This is a genomic window from Streptomyces sp. NBC_01549, from assembly GCF_026339955.1.
Taxonomy (GTDB): Bacteria; Actinomycetota; Actinomycetes; order Streptomycetales; family Streptomycetaceae; genus Streptomyces.
The window spans coordinates 184,977-206,201 of the sequence record NZ_JAPEPW010000006.1 but is presented as its reverse complement, the minus strand read 5'-3'; the positions used below and the strand labels follow the sequence as shown (position 1 = coordinate 206,201).

General features: G+C 65.8%; 14 protein-coding genes and 7 pseudogenes. 10 read left to right on the top strand and 11 right to left on the bottom strand.

The annotated features are described in order from the left end of the window. The first annotated feature begins 299 nt into the window (after nucleotides 1-299). Nucleotides 300-1,232, top strand: a complete 933-nt coding sequence (locus OG819_RS57135; protein WP_266638449.1) for an RNA polymerase sigma-70 factor — start codon at nucleotides 300-302, stop codon at nucleotides 1,230-1,232. A gap of 22 nt (nucleotides 1,233-1,254) precedes the next feature. On the opposite strand, the gene OG819_RS57130 is transcribed toward OG819_RS57135, so the two are convergent. Continuing rightward, nucleotides 1,255-2,226 (bottom strand): sigma factor-like helix-turn-helix DNA-binding protein, encoded by a 972-nt coding sequence (locus OG819_RS57130; protein WP_266652496.1) that lies wholly within the window; start codon nucleotides 2,224-2,226, stop codon nucleotides 1,255-1,257. A gap of 567 nt (nucleotides 2,227-2,793) precedes the next feature. Here OG819_RS57130 and OG819_RS57125 point away from each other — a divergent pair. Together OG819_RS57125 and OG819_RS57120 are read left to right on the top strand one after the other, a co-directional pair. Beyond that, the gene (locus tag OG819_RS57125) at nucleotides 2,794-3,084 is read left to right on the top strand and encodes a WhiB family transcriptional regulator (RefSeq protein ID WP_323138076.1); all 291 of its coding nucleotides are present in this window, start codon (nucleotides 2,794-2,796) and stop codon (nucleotides 3,082-3,084) included. 490 nt (nucleotides 3,085-3,574) lie between these two features. Continuing rightward, a complete protein-coding gene (locus OG819_RS57120) occupies nucleotides 3,575-5,200 on the top strand; it encodes a cytochrome bc complex cytochrome b subunit (RefSeq protein WP_266638447.1) in 1,626 nt (541 codons plus the stop codon). 191 nt (nucleotides 5,201-5,391) lie between these two features. Here OG819_RS57120 and OG819_RS57115 read toward each other — a convergent pair. Further along, nucleotides 5,392-5,876, bottom strand: a pseudogene (locus OG819_RS57115) (transposase); the annotation flags it as partial. Nucleotides 5,877-5,951: 75 nt separating this feature from the next. Here OG819_RS57115 and OG819_RS57110 point away from each other — a divergent pair. The 3 genes and pseudogenes from OG819_RS57110 to OG819_RS57100 form a co-directional block, all read left to right on the top strand. Then, nucleotides 5,952-6,593, top strand: coding sequence for an inositol monophosphatase family protein (locus tag OG819_RS57110; RefSeq protein ID WP_266638446.1), 642 nt, complete (start codon nucleotides 5,952-5,954; stop codon nucleotides 6,591-6,593). A gap of 122 nt (nucleotides 6,594-6,715) precedes the next feature. Then, nucleotides 6,716-6,880 (top strand): annotated as a pseudogene (locus tag OG819_RS57105) (acetoacetate decarboxylase); the annotation flags it as partial. 2 nt (nucleotides 6,881-6,882) lie between these two features. Then, nucleotides 6,883-7,160: pseudogene (locus tag OG819_RS57100) on the top strand (aldehyde dehydrogenase family protein); the annotation flags it as partial. Between the two features lie 460 nt (nucleotides 7,161-7,620). On the opposite strand, the pseudogene OG819_RS57095 reads toward OG819_RS57100, so the two are convergent. Then, nucleotides 7,621-8,877 (bottom strand): annotated as a pseudogene (locus OG819_RS57095) (NADH:flavin oxidoreductase/NADH oxidase family protein). 89 nt (nucleotides 8,878-8,966) lie between these two features. Here OG819_RS57095 and OG819_RS57090 point away from each other — a divergent pair. Further along, the gene (locus OG819_RS57090; protein ID WP_266638444.1) at nucleotides 8,967-9,590 is read left to right on the top strand and encodes a TetR/AcrR family transcriptional regulator; all 624 of its coding nucleotides are present in this window, start codon (nucleotides 8,967-8,969) and stop codon (nucleotides 9,588-9,590) included. Nucleotides 9,591-9,636: 46 nt separating this feature from the next. Here OG819_RS57090 and OG819_RS57085 read toward each other — a convergent pair whose 3' ends face one another. After that, nucleotides 9,637-10,284, bottom strand: a complete 648-nt coding sequence (locus OG819_RS57085) for a histidine phosphatase family protein (protein WP_266652498.1) — start codon at nucleotides 10,282-10,284, stop codon at nucleotides 9,637-9,639. Between the two features lie 228 nt (nucleotides 10,285-10,512). On the opposite strand from OG819_RS57085, the pseudogene OG819_RS57080 reads away from it, so the two are divergent. Together OG819_RS57080 and OG819_RS57075 are read left to right on the top strand one after the other, a co-directional pair. Then, nucleotides 10,513-11,321 (top strand): annotated as a pseudogene (locus OG819_RS57080) (NAD(P)H-quinone oxidoreductase); the annotation flags it as partial. A gap of 56 nt (nucleotides 11,322-11,377) precedes the next feature. Next, nucleotides 11,378-11,584 (top strand): hypothetical protein, encoded by a 207-nt coding sequence (locus OG819_RS57075; protein WP_266638442.1) that lies wholly within the window; start codon nucleotides 11,378-11,380, stop codon nucleotides 11,582-11,584. A gap of 259 nt (nucleotides 11,585-11,843) precedes the next feature. Here the strand turns inward: OG819_RS57075 and OG819_RS57070 are convergent, their stop codons facing one another. From OG819_RS57070 to OG819_RS57055, 4 genes are all read right to left on the bottom strand, one after another. Continuing rightward, entirely contained in the window at nucleotides 11,844-12,440 is a 597-nt protein-coding gene (locus OG819_RS57070) for a YceI family protein (protein WP_266638441.1), read from the bottom strand. A 257-nt stretch (nucleotides 12,441-12,697) separates the two neighbouring features. Further along, nucleotides 12,698-13,444: an SDR family oxidoreductase gene (locus OG819_RS57065; protein ID WP_266658122.1), complete on the bottom strand. Its 747-nt coding sequence runs from the start codon at nucleotides 13,442-13,444 to the stop codon at nucleotides 12,698-12,700. 293 nt (nucleotides 13,445-13,737) lie between these two features. Further along, nucleotides 13,738-15,438, bottom strand: a complete 1,701-nt coding sequence (locus OG819_RS57060; protein WP_266638763.1) for an L-aspartate oxidase — start codon at nucleotides 15,436-15,438, stop codon at nucleotides 13,738-13,740. Between the two features lie 200 nt (nucleotides 15,439-15,638). Next, complete coding sequence (locus OG819_RS57055; protein WP_266658120.1) at nucleotides 15,639-16,862, bottom strand: FAD-dependent oxidoreductase; 1,224 nt, start codon at nucleotides 16,860-16,862, stop codon at nucleotides 15,639-15,641. Nucleotides 16,863-17,083: 221 nt separating this feature from the next. Between OG819_RS57055 and fdxA the strand changes: the two are divergent. Further along, nucleotides 17,084-17,392, top strand: a pseudogene (gene fdxA, locus OG819_RS57050) (ferredoxin); the annotation flags it as partial. A 23-nt stretch (nucleotides 17,393-17,415) separates the two neighbouring features. Here the strand turns inward: fdxA and OG819_RS57045 are convergent. The 3 genes and pseudogenes from OG819_RS57045 to OG819_RS57035 form a co-directional block, all read right to left on the bottom strand. Continuing rightward, nucleotides 17,416-17,856, bottom strand: a pseudogene (locus OG819_RS57045) (IS30 family transposase); the annotation flags it as partial. Between the two features lie 73 nt (nucleotides 17,857-17,929). After that, nucleotides 17,930-19,732, bottom strand: a complete 1,803-nt coding sequence (ltrA, locus tag OG819_RS57040; protein WP_266647716.1) for a group II intron reverse transcriptase/maturase — start codon at nucleotides 19,730-19,732, stop codon at nucleotides 17,930-17,932. A 624-nt stretch (nucleotides 19,733-20,356) separates the two neighbouring features. Then, nucleotides 20,357-21,133: an IS30 family transposase gene (locus OG819_RS57035; RefSeq protein ID WP_266658118.1), complete on the bottom strand. Its 777-nt coding sequence runs from the start codon at nucleotides 21,131-21,133 to the stop codon at nucleotides 20,357-20,359. Nucleotides 21,134-21,225: the final 92 nt, after the last annotated feature.

Sequence of the window (21,225 nt, the reverse complement as noted above, 5' to 3'; positions counted from 1 at the left end):
CCGATTGTCGGAGCTGTCCGTGCCCACTAGGCCCTGTCGTCAAATTCCCGTCTGCCCTGCGACGCCATGCACGCTCCCCCACTGCCTGAAGGGCGTGGGAGGTGCCCTCACTCGCCGCACCGGGCACAGACCCGAGTACATCCAGTACGAGGGTCTGCGCCCGGCACGCCGAGAGCACGCACCTGACGCCGCCGGGCCCGCCCTCGGGGCGGACGACGGGAATTCGACGACAGGACCTAGGTCGCCGCGTGGGCACGTCATGAGGCAGCCGCAACCGGAGGAACGGAGACCACAGGAGTATGCATTCCGAGCTGTGCCCCACGACAAGCACTCTTGAAGAGGCGGTCGCTGTATTTGTGCAGCACCGGACACGTCTTTTCGGAATCGCCTACCGCGTGCTGGGCAGTGTGGTCGAGGCTGAAGACGTGGTCCAGGAAGTGTGGTTGCGCTGGCAGAAGACCGACCGCTCCGTGGTGATCAGCCCGGTGGCCTTCCTCTCGAGTACGACGACCCGCTTGGCCATCAACGTCGCGCAGTCCGCGCGGGTGCGTCGGGAAACCTACGTCGGACCGTGGCTGCCTGAGCCCATCGACACGAGCTCGGACCCGGAGGTGGGCGCGCAACGTGCGGAGGCTCTGGAGCTGGCTCTGCTGCTGGTCTTGGAGAAGTTGAGTCCCACTGAGCGTGCCGCATACGTACTGCGCGAAGCGTTCGACTACGGCTATCCCGAGATCGCTGAAATCCTTCAACTCAGCCTCGTCAACGTGCGGAAGATCGTAAGCCGTGCTCGCAAGCACCTGTCGGCCGAGCAGCGGGAGAGCGTGGACACGGCAGAGCACCGACGTCTTCTGCACGCCTTCGTCTCAGCGGCCCGAACGGGGGATGTGGCCTCACTGGAGGCCCTCCTCGCCCCGGATGCCGTCAGTCTGTCCGATGGCAACGGTATCCGTGGTGCCGCTCGTATACCCGTCCAGGGCCGTGCACGCGTGGCCAACCTGGCGACCGCCACTCCGAGGTTCTGGCGGGAAGCGGACCCCAGGTTGGTCGACGCCAACGGCCGTACAGGCATGATGATCTACCGAGACGGCGATCCTGCCACGTTCGTGACGATAGCCGCTTCGAAGGAAGGCATCTACAAGCTGATGTGGGTGTTCAACCCGAGCAAGATCGCCGCGTTCTTTGATTCGCGCTCCCGCTTCGCAGTAGCTCAGTCCCCGGCAGATGCTCTGTGACTGCGATGGTGTGATGAGGCGGTCATTGCGGAACAGCTGCCGGGAAGTCACAACCTTCTGCACTGGCCGTCACCCTGTTTCGGTCGGCGTTGGTGTGATCGGGCCATGCCGGGTTTGGGGGTGGGGGTTGGTTCCAGGAGCGGAGTTTGTCGGGGTTGAGGACGACCCAGATCTGGGTGATGTGGTGGTCGGCGATGTCGAGGCTGATGACGGCGGCGACCTGGTGGCCGTAGCGGGCGACGAGGCCGGTGCGGCCGTTGACGGAGTGGGTGGTCAGTGTGGTGTGGGGGCGGCGGGCGAGGAGTGTGAGCAGGCTGTGTGCGACCTGTTCACCGCCGTGTACGGGTCGTACCAGCGCGCGGACCTTGCCGCCGCCGTCGAAGAACGCCGTGGCGTCCGGGCAGAGCAGTGAGGCCAGCAGGTCGGCGTCCTCGGTCAGGCAGGCCTGACGGACGGTACGGGCGAGGGCGTCGTGCTCCTGCGGCGTGGTGGGACGTGAACGCTGTGCCCGAAGGCAGTGGCGTGCCCGGTCGGCGAGTTCGGCGACCTCCGGCTCGGTGCGTCCCACGATGTCGGCGACCGTATCGGGTGCCATCCCGAAGAGATCGTTGAGCACGAACGCCGCCCGCTCGGCCGGGGACAGAGAGTCCAGAGCATCCAGCAGAACCCGGCTGGCCTCTTCCTCCGGTGTGGAAACAGGATGTCCAGCCGCCCGGGACCCTACAGCGGCCCCCGCCGTCCGGCCGGCGTCATCAGCCCGGCCGGGCAGGGCGAGCCGGCTCAGACAGATGCCACCCGCCACCTTCGCGAGCCAGGACCGGGGCGTCGTGATCTGCTCACGGGCCGCCTCGGCCAGCTCGTACCACCGCCGATAGGTCTCATCGACAGCGCTCTCCGCCTCACTGCCGCTGCCCAGCATCCAACGGGCGACGTCCAGCAGATACCGACGCTCCTCAAGCAACTCCGCGATCGGCACCGCGTCACCATGGTCCATACGGCATCCTCACTCTCGCACGGCACCAACACGGCCGCACATATCGACCGCGTCGTAGTTCAGGCGGGCTTGATCGACAACGGCGTAGCGACGGCAGGATGCCACCATGCGTGCTCCGGCACCCCGGGAACGGGGTTGCAGTAGCCAATGGCTGAGTCCTTGCGTACGACGCATCTCTTTCATTTCTCTGCTCAACCCGTTAGACCGAGCATGTATGGATCGTGTGACATGGGCTTCCACGCACGATCATGTGGACTCCGGCACCACCCGCTTACGCCGCGTGCGCTGAGACGCTGATCCCGCACGATTTCTCCGGCATCCCGGCAGGGGGCGGCATAGGCGGGGCTCACCAGCGTGGCTGTCCCCGCGGCTGCGTCCCGGCCAGTCGGCCCAGTGCAGATCATCGCCTTCAGCGCCACGCGGCTGTATGTCACAGATGCGTCGGTCACCCGGTCTCACGTGACAGCTCCCGGCAACTCCTTCTACGGACGCGAAAGACCATGATCGAACTCGGGGGCTTCCTGCCGAATTTCGCGATCACCCGGAACTGTGGAGGTTTCCTGTCCCATGACTGTCGAACGAGCGGATTACACCGTGTACTGGCGCGAACGGGCAGCTTGCCTCCATGAAGACCCTGATCTGTTCTTCCCCATAGGAAACAGTGGTCCGACACTTGAGCAGATCGACGGAGCGAAGGCCGTGTGTGGCCGTTGCCCGGTCGTGGAGCAGTGCCTCAACTGGGCCGTGCAGGTGGGGGAGATGGAAGGTATCTGGGGCGGTACGACGGGGAGCGAACGCCGCGCGATGAGGCGGCGTCAGGCCTACCGGGCCAAGGGCACGGTCGCAACGGCTGCGTGATGTTCCCAGCACCCGTACCGTGCCGGCCTCGAAACGAGACAGCTTCAACGGGCCTGCGACCACAGACTCCGGGAGGAAGCCTGCCGGGGAACGGCCTGGCAGTGCCACGACGGGCGTGTCACATTCACGCCTCATGCCCGGTCATATGGGTGGAAGCAGTCCAGGAGCCTGCCGACGCTAGGAGTGCAGTGATGAGCATGGCCGTTCTTGAGCCCGCGGCTCAGGAGCTTATGGCGGTGACGGGCGGCCCGTCGTTCCCCCATGTGCCCGGTCCAGGAGATGCCCGGCGGGTGCTGGATGACGGGCATTTCGTAAGCGGATGTCACGCATATCGACCGTGACGGGCCGCGTGAAAACGGACGGAAACAAACGCGATGCCCAGCCCGTCTCAAATTCGCGACCAGTAGGAACCGGCGCTGCCGCAGGAGACGTGAAATCTGCGAAATCTGACGCATTTCCTTTTTGGCGATTTACGAATGGTGGTAGAGGCATGGGTGACGGGAGTCAGGAAAAAGAAGTGCGGCAAGAACGCAAGGGTGAAAAGGTTGCAGAATGGGCCGATGGGCGCCTGGGTGTATACAGCCGAGTCAGGGCAAATGCGCGAAGAGCGTTCCCTGACCACTGGTCGTTCATGCTGGGCGAGATATGCCTCTACAGCTTCATTATCATCGTGGTCACAGGTGTGTATCTGACGCTGTACTTCCATCCGTCGATGAAGGAAGTGACATATCAAGGCAGCTATGCGCCACTGAAGGGCCAGATGGTGTCAGAGGCGTTCGCCTCAACTATGCACATATCTTTTGATGTGCGTGGTGGCCTGCTGATCCGACAGATCCACCACTGGGCAGCCCTGGTCTTTGTCGCCGCCATACTCGTCCACATGATGCGCGTATTCTTTACGGGCGCGTTCCGTAAGCCTCGTGAGCTCAACTGGATTTTCGGATTCCTGCTGCTGGTGTTGGGAATGTTCGGAGGGCTGACGGGATATGACCTTCCGGATGACCTCCTGTCCGGGACCGGACTCGCGGTCGTGAACGGAACAATCCTTTCCATCCCGATCGTCGGAACCTACCTCTCGATGTTCCTTTTCGGAGGCGAGTTTCCGGGAAACGATCTAGTGGCGCGCTTCAATGCAATCCACGTTCTGCTCATCCCCGCCCTCATGGTGGGACTGCTTGCGGCCCATCTGGTGTTGGTCCTCTACCACAAGCACACACAGTATCCGGGTCCGGGACGCAGCAACAAGAATGTTGTGGGCCTGCCGCTTCAGGTGCGCGCCGTGAAGTCCGCAGGATTCTTCTTCCTGGTTGCCGGCGGCATCTTCATCATCGCTTCCGCCGTGCAGATCAACCCCATCTGGCAGTATGGCCCCCACCGTGCCGACCAGGTTTCGGCAGGCTCGCAGCCCGACTGGTACATGGGCGTGGCAGATGGACTTCTGCGCGTCATGCCTGGCTGGGAAATCGCCTTCTGGGGCCACACCCTGGCTCTGGACAACCTGATCCCGCTGTTGGCGGGCGTTGGTCTCTTCCTTGCCATGGGTGCGTACCCGTTCATCGAGTCCTGGGTGACCGGTGACGATCGTGACCAGCATCTCCTCGACAGACCACGCAACCGCCCGGTACGAACGGGACTTGGCGTCGCGTGGATCAGTTTCTATCTGGTAGCCCTGATCGGTGCCGCGAACGACATCATTGCCATTCGTCTTCACGTCGCGGTTGAGTCGGTGACGTGGGCAGTTCGGATCGGTCTCTTCATCGTGCCCCTCCTGGCCTACGTCGTGGCGAAACGGTGCGCACTCGGGCTCCAGCGTCAAGACCGCGAGAAAGTGCTGCACGGTCGCGAGACCGGCATGATCAAGCGTTTGCCGAACGGCGAGTTCATCGAAGTGCACGAGCCACTCGGGCAGGAACAACTGCACGTTCTCACACAGCATGAGCAATACAAGCCGATCGGTCCCGACTCCACGGGAAACGAGGGAGGACCGGATACCAACTCCAGCCTTACCCGGCGTCTGCGTGCCCGCCTCAGCCAGAGGCTCTACGGTGAAGGCACGCAGATCACCAAGCCGACGGCGCAGGAGTACGAGGAGATCACCAGCGGGCACCGACACTGATCACATCGCGGGTGCCGGTCCTACCTCGCCGGGGTACGGACCGTTGCTCGCTCCGGGGCCCGTGTTGCTCGGGGCGGTGTCTCTGCGCTGTCCGCACAGCGCCGTCGAGGGCCGTCGCACCCAGCAGCAGGTCTGGACGGTCACAGCAGAGCCGCCCTCGTGGGGGCCATACATCTGCCCGCCTGCTGCTCCTCTGGGAGTTCCTCGCTTTTGCGTCGGCGGTGCGGCATCACCAGCCGGTGCCGGGACAGCCGCCGTCGGCGATTGTGGTCGCCCGGCCGACGGCGGCCTCCGCGCCGGATTCCGCGCATGCCTTGCAGTCGTTGCGGTTGCCCGGCAGTGGCCCGCCGACCACCACGACCAGGCGACGGTGTCGGCGTCGGCGACGACCTGATGGTTGGTGGAGTACCGATAGTTCTTGGACCGCTCGGCCACCGTGTGGTCGTGGGTGGGCACCAGAGTTCCGTCCACGATGAGCACGGTGTCCGTGTGGAACCGCTTGCGGGGCTGAAGCGCCAGTAGCGGACCGAGGTGGTCGACTATTCGGTCAGCCGCGGACTTTGAGATACCGAACGCTGGGGCGAACTGGCGCAATGTCAGTGACAAAGCAGCGTGGGTTCAGTCCGGTGAACGGGGAAATCCAGGACGGCTCCGACGCCGTGATCACAGCAGCCACGCCTTGATAGTCTCACCGCGCCTGCACGCTCCCTTCGGAGCCTCAACGGCGGACCACGGTGGGAAGGGCGGCCTCGTGACGGACCCTGCAGACCTGGAACTGGCGCACCGCCTCGCCGACCAGGCGAATGCCATCGCCCGACGCTACTTCTCGACCGCCACCATCGAATCCCGGACCAAGAGCGACGGGAGCCCCGTCACCGACGCCGACCGGGAGATCGAAATCGTCCTTCGCTCCTTGATCCGCCAGGAGCATCCCGACGACGCGTTCATCGGTGAGGAGTTCGGCGCCCATGGGCACGGCAGACGGCGTTGGATCATCGACGCCATCGACGGCACCGCGAGCTTCCTCGCCGGTGAACCGGAGTGGAGCACACTGATCGCTGTCGAGGAGGATGGCCGCATCACCCTGGGCATGGCCTCCGCCCCTGCCCTGGGCCGTCGGTGGTGGGCTAGGCCGGACTCGGGCTCCTGGACAGGGCCATGCCCCTCCAACCCGGCGGCACCGGCGCACCGGTTGGCCCTCATCGAAGGCGGTAATGCCCAGAACGCAGCCATCGGCATCTGGCCGCCTCCGTCCAGACTGAACCAGCGGGAACGAGTCGTGGCCGCGAGACTGACCAGTGAACGTCCCGATGTGCGGCCGCCTTCCCGTTCGCGGCGTCCGTCGGCTGTACGGGTAGCCGTCTTTGGGCCGTCGCTCCGCGGCCGACCGTGACGGAACCTCTGCCGCCGCCGCTGCCGCTGTCGCGGTTCTCGGCGAGTGGGTGTTGACGGTGCTTACATCGCGGGTTAGCCTCATGTGGGCACTGCTAACATGTGAGTGAGGGAGCTGCACGGCTGCCATCGCCTCAGCAGGAAACAATCAAGGTCGACCTGGGTGGCCGTACGGTCAGGGTCCCCAGGGGGGGTCTGTACGACCGCTATCGGATGAACACGGAACTCGACGCGGTCGCGCGTGATCCATGCGTCAGCGGAGTGGACTTCTTCCGGCGGTTACCGAGGCCGCCGTCGGGATCGGCGCCACCGTCCTTGCCGGCGGTAGGGCGCGGCCGGACCTGGGGCCGCTGTTCTACGAACCGACCATCCTCACTTCGGGTCCGTCGTCTCGGTCCACCCCTTCCGCACCGTGGATGAAGCGGTCGCGCGGGCCAACGCCACGCCGTACGGGGTCAACGTCAGCGTCTGGACCCGCGACGGAGCCCGGGGCCGGGCCGTAGCCGCCCGCGTGCACGCGGGCACCGTCAACGTCAATGCGGCTTTCGCCGCCACGTGGGGGAGCATCTTCCCGCAGCGTTGGTCCCGCGACGCGCGCCCCGAGGCCTTCGCGGCCTCGGCGCTTCCCTGTGCTGATCGACGATCCGCGCCCTACCGGCCCAGGCCGGTCGGCCTCTGACGCCCGCCGCAGGAGGAGACCGGCCGGAACCTCGGGGCGCGCATGCGGCCGCCTTGTTGAAGGTGTAGATGCACGGGGGCGGGGCGCGGCAAGCTCCGGCGCGCGGGCTTTCGGCCGATGCCGCTGGAACTCCACGACCCCGAGGACTTGGACAGCGAGAGTGGCCACCCGCCTGCGCTTGATTTCACGCGGCGGATGGCCACCGGGGTTTCACGGGGGAGGAGTTCGCCCGCCGCCGCACCGTCGGGTGGGCCGTGAACCGGTTCAAAAGTCCCGAGCCGCTGGTCCCGCTCGCGATGAGCGCGGCAGATGCGGCCGGGGGTGGGTACGGGTTCGCCCGCTGGATCGGCTATGCGCGGCTCGCGGTGGTGGTTTCCCGCGAGGTGAGCCACGCGCGGTAGTGGCGCAGCGCCTTTCGCTGCCGGCACCATTCGGTGAGCAGGGCGTACGCGGGGTGGGTGTTGGGCCTGGGGCGGCTTCCGCGCGCGATGCGGCGCAGCTGGTGACGGACCTGCGCGATGCTCGCGGCGGAAGCCAGCGCCTTGTCGGACCAGGTCACCGGCCGCAGCTGCCGGTCGGCCTCACGGTCGTGGCTCCAGCGGTCCGGCAGGTTCGGGGTGAGGGCGAGAGCGGTGCCCATCCCGACGAGCGCCACGCCACTGCCGAGGACCTTCTCGGCGGTGTCGCGCCGGCTGATGCCGCCGGTGAGCATCAGCGGGAGTGGACTGGTCGTGACCAGGTCCCTGGCCAGGTCCAGGAAGTACGCCTCACGGGCCTGGGCGCGCGCGTCGGCGGGGCGGCCGGACATCGCGGGACTCTCGTAACTGCCGCCAGAAAGTTCGACCAGGTCGACGCCGAGCCGTTCGAGCATCGCGATCACCTGTCGCGCGTCGTCGGCGTCGAATCCGCCGCGCTGGAAGTCGGCGGAGTTGAGCTTCACCGCGACCGCGATGGACGGCGAGACTGCGGCGCGCACGGCGCGGACGACGTCCAGCAGCATCCGGGCCCGGTTCTCCAGGGACCCGCCCCACTGGTCGGTGCGCTGGTTGACCAGGGGGGACAGGAACTGCGAGAGCAGGTAGCCGTGCGCGGCGTGGATCTCCACACCGTCGAACCCCGCCTTATCGGCACGGTGGGCCGTGACCGCGTACCGCGTCACGGTGGCCTCGATCTGCTCGGGGGTCATGGCGACAGGGCGGCCGAAACGGCTGCTGTGTTTTCCCAGGTCGACTCCCACCGCGGACGGGCCCCATACGACTCAGGGCATGTCCGCCTGGATCTGGCGGCCCGGGTGATTGATCTGCATCCATATCGCTCCGCCGCCGGACTTGCCGGCCCTGGCCCATTCGGTGAACGGCTCCAGCGGGACGGCGTCGTCGAGCACGACGCCGGCGGGACCGGTCAGCGCCTCGGCGTGCACCATGACGTTCCCGGTGATCAGCAGTCCGGCGCCGCCGGTGGCCCAGTGCCGGTACAGCGACAACAGCTGCCCGTCGGGCAGCTGGCCGTCGCCGGCCATGTTCTCCTCCATGGCCGCCTTCGCGATCCGGTTGCCCAATACCTGCCCGGAGCGCAGGGGCAGCGGTGAGAACAGCTCGCTGGCCATCCGGATTCTCCTCTTCATCGACTACAATGTTTGCACCGTTCACATTTGGCGCCCAATGTTCACGGTGTAAACATGAGAGAGAGTGTCCCATGCCACAAGCGAGCGACTCGTACCACCACGGCGATCTGCGCGCCGCCTGCCTGCGCGCTGCACGGGAACTACTGGAGGAGGACGGCAGCGCCGGACTGTCCCTGCGCGCGGTCGCGCGGCGGGCCGGTGTGTCGGCGACGGCCCCGTACCGTCACTACGCGGACCGCGACGCACTTGTCTCCTCGGTCGCCGCCGAGGGATACCGGGAACTCGCCGGATATCTGTCCGTGGCCCATCCCTCGCCGGCGACACCTGACGACCTCGCCGCGGTCGCCGTCGCCTACGTCCGCTTCGCACTCGACCATCCGGCGATGTTCCGGGTGATGTTCGCCGAACCCTGCGATCCCGGCAACGAGGAACGCGCCGCCGCGACCGCCGCCCTCTCCGAGTACGTCCGCGCCCTCGTCCGCAGCGTCTTCCCCGGCGCCGACCCGGAGGCGCTGGCGACCCCGGTGTGGGCCCTGGTCCACGGCCTGGCCTTCCTGCACCTCGACGGCAAGCTCGACACCTCCACCCCCGAAGTGGTCGCCCACCAGGTCCGTACAGCCGTTTCTGCGCTGATCGCCATCTCCCAGGTGACGTCAAAAGCGGTGGCCGCGGCGCCGGAGCAGGCAACGGCGTAGTCGGCGCATGACCGCGGGGCCGCCCAGGCGGGCAGGAGAGGCGGTCTCAGCGGTAGGTGAGCAGCCGACGCTGGTGACCGGCGAAGTGGGCGTGATCGTTGAAGGTCAACAGGCTGGTCCCGGATCTGCCCACCGCAAGCGTCGTGATGGAGGCGTTGACGGTGACACGGTTGAGCGCGACGACCCCCTCGGGTGCCAGTGGCAGCAAGGTCCCGCACAGCGCGGCGAGAAGGCCGCCAGAGGTGACGACGACCGCGTCACGGCCCCGCCCGAGCGTGGCGGACAACTCGGCTTGGGCGGCCGCCGCCCCCTCGGCGAAGGAGTCCCAGGTCGTGCCGTCGACCGCGCCGGGCTCCGCCATCCATGCCAGCAACGCGCGATCGAGCACATCCTGAACGGAATGGGTGTGGCTCGCCGATGGTGCGTAACGGGCAAGCAGGGCGACGTGGTCGTACTCGTTCCAGCGCGGATCCTGGCGGAGAGGCTGCCTGAAGCGGGCAGTCTCCGCGATGAGGCGCGCCGTATCGCGTTGGCGGGTGAGAGTTCCCGATACGAGGTGCGGGTCGCGCAGGTCGCGGCGGGCCAACTCCCGTCCGACCGCGACGGCTTGGGCGCGGCCGAGGTCGGACAGGGCGTCGTAGTCCTCCGCACCGAAGGACGCCTGACCATGACGGACGAGACGGATGAGCGGCACAGAGATACTCCCGCGTCGGCCTGCTGATGTGCGCAGTGTACACATCGTGTTCCCCGGTGAACCACGGCACCCGCCGGACGTTATCGGGCGTCTCGTGCCGCCGCTCATCTCCGTGTCGGCGACCGACCTCGCGCACCGATGGCAGCGACGGGATGCCGCGCCAGATCCGCGAACGGCGACATTCGTGGGGTTCAGGCTGTCGCCGCCGCGCTGCGCAGCGGGGTTGCGTACCCCGTGCCGCCGGGAACGTCGCCGTATCCGGGACTGGAGGTCTCCGGCCGCATCGGCGCCCTGAGCGAGAACGTATCCGGCTGGCAGGTGGGCGATGAGGTCTGCGCATTGCTGACAGGCGGCGGCTACGCGCAGAAGGTCTCCGTCCCGGCAGGGCAACTGCTGACGGTGCCCAAGTCAATCGGACTGGTCGAGGCTGCGGGCCTGCCGGAGGCGGCCGCCACGGGGTGGTCAAACATCGTCATGACCGCAGTACTGAAGGAGGGTGAGACCTTCCTCATGCACGGCGGCGCCGGAGGGGTCGGCACCTTGGCGATCAGATCGCCAAGGCGCTGGGCGCCCACGTCGTCACCACCGTCGGCAGCTCTGAGAAGGCCGCCCGGGCGCGGGAGTTGGGCGCTGATGTGACGATCGACCACCGTCGGCAGGACTTCGCCGAGTACGGCCCCTACGACGTGATCCTGGATGTCATCGGCGGCCAGTACCTCGAACGGAACGTCCGGACCCTGGCCGCCGACGGACGGCTGGTCATCATTGGCCTGCAGAACGGTCTGGAAGGCCAACTCAACCTTGCCGAGCTGGTGTTCAAACGCATTTCGGTGCATGGCACCACCCTGCGCACCCGGTCTGCGGCGCAGAAGGCCGCAATCATTGCCGAAGTCCAGAAGGAAGTCTGGCCGATGATCGAGAACGGATCGGTGCAGCTGGTTGCCGACCGGACCCTGCCCATGGCAGAAGCCGCCGAAGCGCACCGTCTCATGGAGACAGGCCGGCACGTCGGCAAAATCCTGCTGGTGAACGGCTGAAACGCAATCCCAGGCCAGGGTGATCGAACAGCGACGCCCTGTCCGTCTGGGAGGGAGTGCCATACCCGGACCTGGTCGACCTGCACCTGGCCCACACCCGCACCTACCGGGCCCTGGTCAGTGCGTCTCCTGGCTCACGGCCGCTGAACGGGGGGAAGCTGCTGCAGAGCGTCGGAGACGGTTCTCATCCGCTCGGTGAGGTGTACGAGTTGCCGACGAAGCTCGTTGACACGGGCCTCCAACTCGGTCGCTTCAGCGGCTAGCGACACGACTGTGGCTGCGATGTCGCTTCGGATCTCAGTGGCTCGGCTCATCGTATGTCCTTCTGCGGCAGGGACCGGATGAATGTGGGTATCACGCCCCCACGGAATCGTGTGACGCGTGGGAAGGCCTGTCCCGGCCGGGGACCGGGCGGAGACGGTATGGCGCGGCATCCCATAGGGGTGCCCGGTGAGAAGTGCTGCCGGCGCATGTCACGCTTGCTGAGCCGGGCAGCTGATGCTCTGACAGGCGCTTCCCGGTCTAGGCGGCTTCTGTCTGGACCAGTTGTACAGCGGAGACGCCGAGAACCAACTGCACCTTGTCGCTGACCAGGACCCCACCTGTCGCCAGTGCCGTGTTCCAGCCAAGCCCCCAGTCGGAGCGGTTCAGGGTGGCCGTACCCTCGAAGCCGACACGGTTCTGTCCATGGACGTCCCGGCTCGCTCCACCGCACTCGAGGTCGATGTGAAGGGGCAGTTCGATGTCCTTGATCCGGAGGTAACCCAACAGGCGGAATCGGTCGTCTCCGGCATCGACGATTCCGGCGGAACGGAAGCTCATGAGAGGGAACGACGCTGAGTCGAGGAAGTCCGGGCCGGTGATGTGCGCGTCCCGTTCCTGAAACCCCGTGTCCACACTGCCGGTCTGGACACTGAGATAGGCCTCGGAGCGGGCGGGATGGAGCCCATCGAGCTTGAGGAGCCCTTCGAAGGCGGTGAATCTTCCACGCACGTCGGTGATCATGGCGTGCCGGATGGAAAATCCGATCGTGCTGTGGACCGGGTCAATGGCGTAGACGCCGGTCAGCCCTTCAAAGGGAGCTGTACGAGAAATAGTGGTTTCCTTGCGGTTGAACATGGGGAGCCGGTTCCTTCGTGCGGGGAGTTCAGATAGGGGCGAATTTCGGTGCACTGCGGCCGTACAGTCGAATTCAGGGCTGCTTTTCGAGCGAAGTGCTGCCGGTCATGAACGTCGAAGCCTGGACCCACGAGAGATGAAGAAACGGATCGTCCTGGCAAGGAAGGCCAAGGCAGTGGCCGTGTATGCGGTGGAGTGAACCTGCGGCCGGAGCGCAGGGGTGGCCCCTGCGCTCCAGCAGGGGCCACCCGCAGGACTTACGGCTGCTGCGCGACCCAGTCGGCGAACCGGGTCTCGGCGATGTGCGCGTCCGGACCGGGCAGGAGCGTGGTCTCCTGCAGCTGGGCACCGGAGTACGGGGCCTTCGGGTCCGTAACGACCGTGCGGGGGTCGTTCTTGCTGGCGAGTGCCTTGCGGAGGAGCTCGTCGAGCTGGAACACGTCGGGGCCGGCGACCTCCACCACGCCGTTGGCCGGGGCGCCGACCGCAGCGCGGCCGACAGCGGCGGCCACGTCGTCGGAGTGGATGGGCTGGATCTTGACGGGGGCCAGAAGCACGGTGTCGCCCTCGGTCGAGATGTCCGCGAGCCCCTTCATGAACTCGAAGAACTGCGTGGCGTGGACGATGGAGTACGGGACGCCCGACGCCTTGATCAGCTCTTCCTGGGCCTGCTTGGCACGGAAGTACCCGCTCTCCTGCAGGCGGTCGGTGCCGACCACGGACAGCGCCACGTGGTGTGTCACGCCGGCCTCGGCCTCCGCCTTCAGGAGGTTGGCCGTGGAGGTGCGGAAGAAGTTCATGACGTCTTCGTCCGACCACGAGGGGGAGTTCGACACGTCGACCACGACCGACGCACCCTGCAGAACCTCGGCCAGACCCTCGCCCGTCAGAGTGTTGACGCCGGTGTTGGGCGAAGCCGCGACCGCCTCGTGACCGTGCTCGTTGAGCTTGCCGACCAGCTTCGAACCGATGAGCCCGGTTCCACCGATCACTACGACCTTCATAATGGATTCCTCTCGGAGGTTTTCATGGTGCGGCGCGCATCCTGGGATGAGTTGCTCGCCGTGACTGAAAAAATTCTGTCTGCACTAGAAGTGACAGGACAGCGGATCTACTTGTGACGCGGGTTCGCCGGCATCGAGAAAATTTCTTGACGCGGCCCTCAGAGGCCCGGCTGTACGAGGCAGCGCTGCTGTTCATTCGCTCGCCTCACGACTCCGTCGGAGGTCACTTGGCGTGCTCGAGCCAGGGCACACGGTCATGCCGCCCTTGCGTGCCTCGTAGGGTTGTACAAGGGTTATTCGACGAGCTTTCCATGGGTCGAGACCTCCTGCATCAGAGAGGCAACCTCGTCCGGGATGGCCGGAATGCTCTCGCGGGTGATCCCAGTCGTCGGAGACCACACGAGATTGACCTGCAGAGCGGGATCCATGTCCGGATAGTCGCTGCGGTTGTGGCAGCCCCGGGTCTCACGACGCTCAAGCGCTGCTTCGAGCGTGGCCCGGGCTGCCAGAGCGGAGGACTTGAGGTCGAAGGCGTGCGCGAGATCCTGGTAGCCGGCGATGTCGGGATGGATGCCGACGTTCTCCATCCTCTTCTCGATCGCACCGAGCTCTGCCAGTCCGGCGCCCAGGCCCTCTTCGTCGCGTACGACTCCCGCATGCTCGGTCATGGTGTTGCGGATGGCACGCTGCAAGGCGCGCACGTTCTCCGGCCCGTCGGCTGCGAGAAGATCGTCGATTTCCGCGCGAGCCTGCGCTATCGCCGATGCCGACCGCGGCTGTGCCGTCAGTGACTGCGAGTAGGCGGCGGCCGCCTGGCCCGTGATGCGGCCAAAGACCAGCAGCTCTATGAGGCTGTTCCCACCGAGGCGGTTGGCGCCGTGCAGCCCGCTCGATGCCTCACCGATGGCGTACAGGCCACGGACGTCGGTGCTGTGGTCCTCGGGACGCACCCACACCCCGCCCATCGAGTAGTGCGCGGTGGGTGCGATCTCGATCGGTTCGCGGGTGATGTCCAGCATCTGCAGGTCCAGAAGAGTCTGGTAGACGCGGGGGAGCCGTGTCATGATCGTCTGCCGTGGCAGGTGCGAGACGTCGAGCCACACACCTCCCTTGGGGGTCCCCCGCCCCTCCTTGATCTCCGTGTAGGCGGCCAGCGCCACGCGGTCGCGGGTGGACAGTTCCATCCGGACGGGGTCGTAGCGGTTCATGAACCGTTCCCCGAGCGCGTTGCGCAGAATCCCGCCTTCACCCCGGGCGGCCTCGCTGACCAGGGTGCCGGCCGCGTTCTCCGGCTCGATGATCCCGGACGGGTGGAACTGGACCAGTTCAGGGTCGCGCAGGCGGGCTCCGGCCTCCACGGCCAGGCGGAAGGAGTCACCCGTGTTCTCGTCGCGGCGTGAGGACGTACGCCGCCAGATACGGGTATGGCCACCCGCCGCAAGAATCACGGCGTCGGCGTGGATCAGGTAACGCTTTCCATTCGTGAGGTCGAAGCCATAGGCACCGAAGACAGCGCCGTCATGCACCAGGAGCCGGGTGATGTAGACGCCGTCGAGCACGGGGATCTTGAGCTGGTCCGCGCGCCTGATGAGCGTGCGCTGGATCTCCAGACCGGTGTAGTCGCCGGCGAAGGCGGTCCGCCGGAACTTGTGGGCGCCGAAGAAGCGCTGGGAGATACGGCCGTCCTCTTCCCTGGCGAAGGCCATGCCGTAGCGCTCCAGGTCGCCGATGCCCCGGGCGGCACCCTGAGTGACGATCTCGGTGGTGCGAGGGTCGGCGAGGAGATAACTCTCCTTGAGAGTGTCCGCTGCGTGCTGCTGCCAGCTGTCCTCGGGATCCATGGTGGCCAGGGCAGCGTTGATTCCCCCGGCAGCGAGTGCCGTATGGGCGTCCTCCTTGGGGCGCTTGCCGACCGCGAGGACGTCGATGCCGGACTCAGCCAGTTCGATTGCCGCTCGCAGCCCAGCGCCTCCGGTGCCGATCACCAGCACCATGGTGGAAAGATGTTGTTCGGCGATAGCCACGGTCCACTCCGATCGTCTGGGTTGTCACCCACTACGACCGGATCGTCCCCGGGTTTGTGACAGCCCTCCGCTGTCGGTGCGCCGGTGAATCCGTGGCGGGCAGTGCCCACCGACGCCGACGAGAGCGAGAGCCGACCTGCGTCCGGCCCGCTCTCGCTCGGGCCGCGGCGTCACGGCAGGATGTGGTCCAGGGGTACGTCCGGGTCGGCGAGAAGCGCGTCGTCGATGTCCGAGCCCGATGTGATGAGGGACCGGATCGGGTCAATGACATCCCACACGTTGACGTTCATGCCTGCCAGCACGCGGTTCCCCGCCATCCAGAACGCGATGAACCGCCGTTCGGACGGCTCACCGCGGAACACCACGCGGTCGTAGCCCCCTGGTTTCGTGTAACCCGTGTACTCCATTCCGAGGTCGTACTGATCGGTGTAGAAGTACGGCAGCCTGTCGTAGACAGCGTCCTTGCCGAGCATGCTGAGCGCGGCCACCTCCGGCTGATGCAATGCGTTGGCCCAGTGCTCGACCCGGAGGTGGCGGCCGAGCCGCGGGTGGTACGCGTTGGCGACATCGCCGGCGGCGTAGATGTCGGCTGCTGAAGTCCGCAGATGCTCGTCGGTGACGATGCCGTTCTGCACGTCCAGGCCCGCCTCCTGGGCCAGTTGGACGTTGGGGGTGATGCCGACGCCCACGACCACGGCATCCGCGGCGAGGTGTCTGCCGTCGGCGAGCCGCACCCCGTCCACCTGGCCGTGCGTTCCGGTGAGGGACTCCACCTGCACGTTGGGCAGCAGATGGACTCCGTGATCGGTATGGAGAGCGGCGAACACTTCGGCCGCTTCGCGCCCGAGTACCTTCAGCAGGGGAAGCTCCGAGTGCTCGAGCACAGTTACCTCGGCGCCGGCCATCCGGGCGGCCGCGGCGGTCTCGAGACCGATCCATCCTGCACCGATCACGACGATCTTCGCCCCTGCGGTGAAGGCGGACTTGAGCCGTTCGCTGTCTCCCACACGGCGCAGATACAGAACGTTGTCGAGGTCCGCTCCGGGGACGGTCAGACGACGTGGGGACGAGCCAGTGGCCAGGAGCAGCTTGGTGTAGGAGACCTGACGTCCGTCGTCCAGGTGCACCTGCCGTGCCCGAATGTCGACCGTGCGCGCAGGGGTGTCCAGCATGAGTTCGACGTTGTGCTCCCTGTACCAGTCATCAGGGTGCACGAAGATCGAGTCGCGCTCCTCTTTGCCCAGCAGGTAGCCCTTGGAGAGGGGCGGCCGGATGTAGGGCTTCTCACTCTCGTCGCCGATGATGACGAGCGGGCCGTTGTGGCCGTGCTCGCGCAGCGCCTCGGCCGCCTTGGCCGCAGCCAGACCGCCACCGACAATCACGAAAGTGTTCATAGGGTTCCTCATCTCAGATGTCGCATGCTGCGAGTCATGTTGGAATGGTCATCCATCGGACCGTGAAGTCCTTCGTACTGTGACAACTCCGCCACCGCCCGGGCGGGATACACGCCGACTGTCACAACATCTTGAGCGTCATGGTCATACTTTCAGCCGGATGACTGCCCGTCGTGAGCCGGCCGACCGCTGATGATCTCCGTCGGACGGAGGGGGAGAAGATGACGTACGTGATTGCGGAGCCTTGCGTCGACGTCAAGGACAGAGCGTGCCTCGCCGAGTGCCCTGTGGACTGCATCTATGAGGGCGGTCGGACGTTCTACATCAACCCCGCGGAGTGCGTGGACTGCCATGCTTGCGAGCCGGTCTGCCCGGTCGAGGCCATCTTCTACGAAGAGGACGTCCCACAGCACTGGGCGCAGTACACAACCATCAACGCCGAGTACTTCGAGACGTCCTCCGGTCAGCAGAGCGAGCCGTACGTCGTTGAGGGCGATCACCGCCTGATCGCCCAGTTGCCACCGCGGAGTTCACACAAGAAGGACAGGCGGAGTCAACCGGTTGATGCAACAGCTGCCGCGAGCCTATCAGCGGGAGTTTCGAACCCGAGGGTCTGCCGGGGGCGGGTGTTCAGCTTGAGGGCGACGGCATCCAACTCGGCCTGGGAGTATCCGGACAGGTCGGTTCCCTTGGGAAAGTACTGGCGGAGGAGTCTATTGGTGTTCTCATTCGATCCCCGCTGCCAGGGGCTTTTCGGATCGGCGCAGTAGACCTTGACGTCGGTGGCCATCGTGAACCGCTTGTGGTCGGCCAGCTCAGTACCCCGGTGCCAGGTCAGTGAAGTCATCAACCCATCGGGCAGATAACGGACTTGATGACTCAGTGCGGAGATCACACTGGTGGTGTCCTTGCCTGCGACCCGGACGAGCATGACGTAGCGGGAGTGCCGTTCGACCAGTGTCGCGATATGACTGTTCTTCGCACCGGTGATCAGTCGGGTAGCGGGGACGCATTACTGCGTCCCCGCCCCCTCAGAACCGTGCAAGCAGCTATTCACCGCACACGGCTCAAGCAAGTCCCGGAGGCTCGCTGGCAGGCAAAAGTGCTGGTCTCGTCATCGCAGCGGCTCCATTCCGCCGTTGACAATGGGTGTGGAGGAGACGGAGTCGTTGACCGTCCGGCGTGCTCCAGTTCCGGAAGGCGATGTATTGCTTGGAGATCGCCTTCCGGATGACAACCCGCCACGCTTCCCATTCTCCTGGGCTTTGCGGCGGGTGGTCGGCGTGCAGCAGGAGCCCTCCGCAGATCGAGCAACGGCCGTGCTGTGCCTGTAGTAGACGCACGGTCATAGCATCGACTGGTAAAGGGGTTCCTTTGCGGCGACGCTGAGCCCAATAGGATTCCAGAGCAGGGTCGTCCGGGGACGCCTTCCCCTTGACTAACTGGTGCCGGACTATCTTCGTCCAGGAGAACTTGAGCAGGTAGGCGCCGCTGTCGCGGTCACCGAACACCCACCGGTCGTTCCTGGACTTGTTGAACCGGCCGAAGTACTTGTCGGATATCCAGTGCTTCGGCTTGTTCGGATGGCTGTGTTTGGCCCACTTGTAGGCGAGCTTCCACATGTGATTGTCCAGCGCCGTGAAGATCTCGCTGGACACCACCGTCCGGTAATAGGCTGACCAACCCCGCACGATCGGGTTGATCTTCTTGAGTACCGCACCGGCGTTGGCCCCTCGCAGGGCCACCATTTCGGTGCTGAGCCGTTCCCGGATCCGTCTCTGAGCCGCTCTGCTCGGCTTGATCAGCAGTTTGCCGTGATAGCGGCGGACGTTGAACCCCAGGAAGTCGAACCCGCTCTCCGCGTGGACGATTCGTGTCTTGTCCTCGTGGAAGGCGAGTCCCCTGGGCGTCAGCCATGCAGCCAGCCGTTCCTTGACCTGTTCGGCCTGTTCACGACTGGTGCACATCGCGACAAAATCATCTGCGTACCGCACCAGCACGGGGCTGCCGCTCTGTGCACTCCCGACATCTCTGCCGGTGGTGTAATAGCGGACCCCTGCGGCTTCCTCCATCCCGTGCAGGGCCACGTTGAAGAGCAACGGGCTGATCACCCCACCCTGCGGAGTTCCCTCCTCGGTCGGGGCGAACCGACCGCGATTCACAACCCCGGCCTTCAGCCACTGACGGACCAGTCCCCGGGCGGGGAAGGTGCCGAGAGCGGCCATGAGCCGATCATGGTCGATGCGGTCGAACGCCGCCGTCAGGTCTGCGTCGAGTACCCACGCACGCTGCGGGTTCTTCCCGTTGAGCGTGGAGTAGATGGCCCCGATCGCGTCGTGACAGCCGCGGCCGGGCCGAAAGCCGTACGACTTCGGCTCGAACCGCGCTTCCCACTCGGGCTCCAATGCTCCCAATGCCACAGTTTGCAGACACCGGTCAACAATCACGGGAATTCCGAGTCCGCGCTTCTTCATGGTCCCCGGTTTGGGGATAAACACCCGCTTGACGGGCTTGGGAATCCACGGTCGGGCGCGATGCTGGACCCATTTGACCAATGCGGCCTTGGACTGGGAAAGCAACACGACTTTTCCGTCGACTCCCGCCGTCGCGCGTCCAGCATTGATCTCCGTGACCCGTCGCACGCTCAGGAGCGTGTTCGAGCGGGACCGGAGCATCAGCTTCTGCAAATTGCGGACCTTCTTCAGGTCCCCTGCCTGCGATGCCGTGAAGATTCTCTGCCGCAGACGCCGTACGTCCTCCTCGACCCGCCGCCAGTCAATCGACGCCCAGTCCAAGTCTTCGCCCTCGGGTCCGTTCACCGGCACAGAAGCAGTCGGAAGGGCCGAGGCCGGTTCGTCCGCTATCTGCATTGTGTCCAACTTGCCCCTCGGTTCCGTCGTCGTCGTTCAGTGATTCTCCACAGGCTCACCCGGCCCACGTCAGCACCCTTTCGGGTCCGGGCAGTTCACCCGTATCCGGACGGTTGTGCGGGGCGACCGGCGGAGAGTCCGATCGTCCGCCCCGGGTTCCCGATTCCTTTCGGCTTCCGGCATTGGCTTCTTGGGCCGTCCTGTTCCCGCTGGGGAGTTGAGCCTTCCTTACGGTCGGCTGACCAAGCCAAAAAAAGGCCCGGACCCCAACGGGGTTTCCACGTTCCACACGAATGAGATACGACCGGGGTGGGTGCTCCCTTTACCCCGAGGCGACGGTGTCTACCTGGCCGGAGTGACCTCTACCGGCCAGCGCCTGCCGCTTCTCAACGGCTAGCCATACACCCCACTCACACATTCCATCGGCAGGGCTTGGGATCACGAGGCATCATCGGGAGTTCATGTACTTCACCCGTCCGGTCTTCCCCTTGCCGGTAACTCCCGGATGGAACGGAAGTCCTTGGGCTTTCCCCTGAGCTTCGCACCACGCCGTTACCGGCATCGCACGTCAAGGGTGGGGACGGGTCATACGGACACGGACCCGTGACTGCACCTACAGCTTCATCAACTGCCTCTCCAATCGGTCAGTCCACTCAAATTCGTGCAACTTCGTGTCGCACGGTCGCCTTCCCAGTGGCCGGGAACAGCCCGGTCCTCGGCCTCGGCCGGACGCTCGCGGATGGAGACCGCGTCACGGATGCAGCCGCGCTGCTGACCTGCGGTGGAGGCGTTCTTCGAGCGGCGCATCGTGCGTCGGCGGCGCAGATGGGAGACGAGCTCCTTCTTCAGTACGCCTCGAGCCTGGATGAACAGGCTCTTGTAGATCGTCTCGTGAGACACGTACATACCGTCCTTGGGCGCGAACGTGCGGGCGAGCCAGCCTGCGATCTGACGCGGCGACCAGTCCTCCTTCAGCTTGCCCGCGACCGTGTCCCGCAGGGCCGGACTCTGTTGCAGCAGACAGGACTTCGGGCGCCGGGCATTGCCCCAGGCCCCCTCGTCCGCGCGAGCAGCCCGGTACTTCTCACGCCCGCCGTGACGCCCCACCTCGCGGCTGATCGTGGACGGCGCCCGCCCCACCCGGCCCGCGATCGCCCGGAAGGAGTCGCCGGCGGCCAGACCCCGGGAGATCTCCTCCCGCTCCGCCAGCGACAGCACTCCGGCCGATCGGGTCCTGACCGCCGGGACGAAACCGCCGTTCGCCGCGACCACTCCGTGGATTGACCCGGGCACCTTGCCCAGCGCACGCCCGATCTCGCTCAGCGACTGCCCGTCACGCCATCGCCGCCACACTTCACGCTTCTGCTCGTCCGACAACCCCGGACGCCCGATCCTCGCCACCCAGCAACACCTCCAGTAGCCGTTCTACCTGGGATGTTGCACCGACCCATTGACCTCACCCATCGCTGTTTTCAGCATTCGCAAGGAAGAGG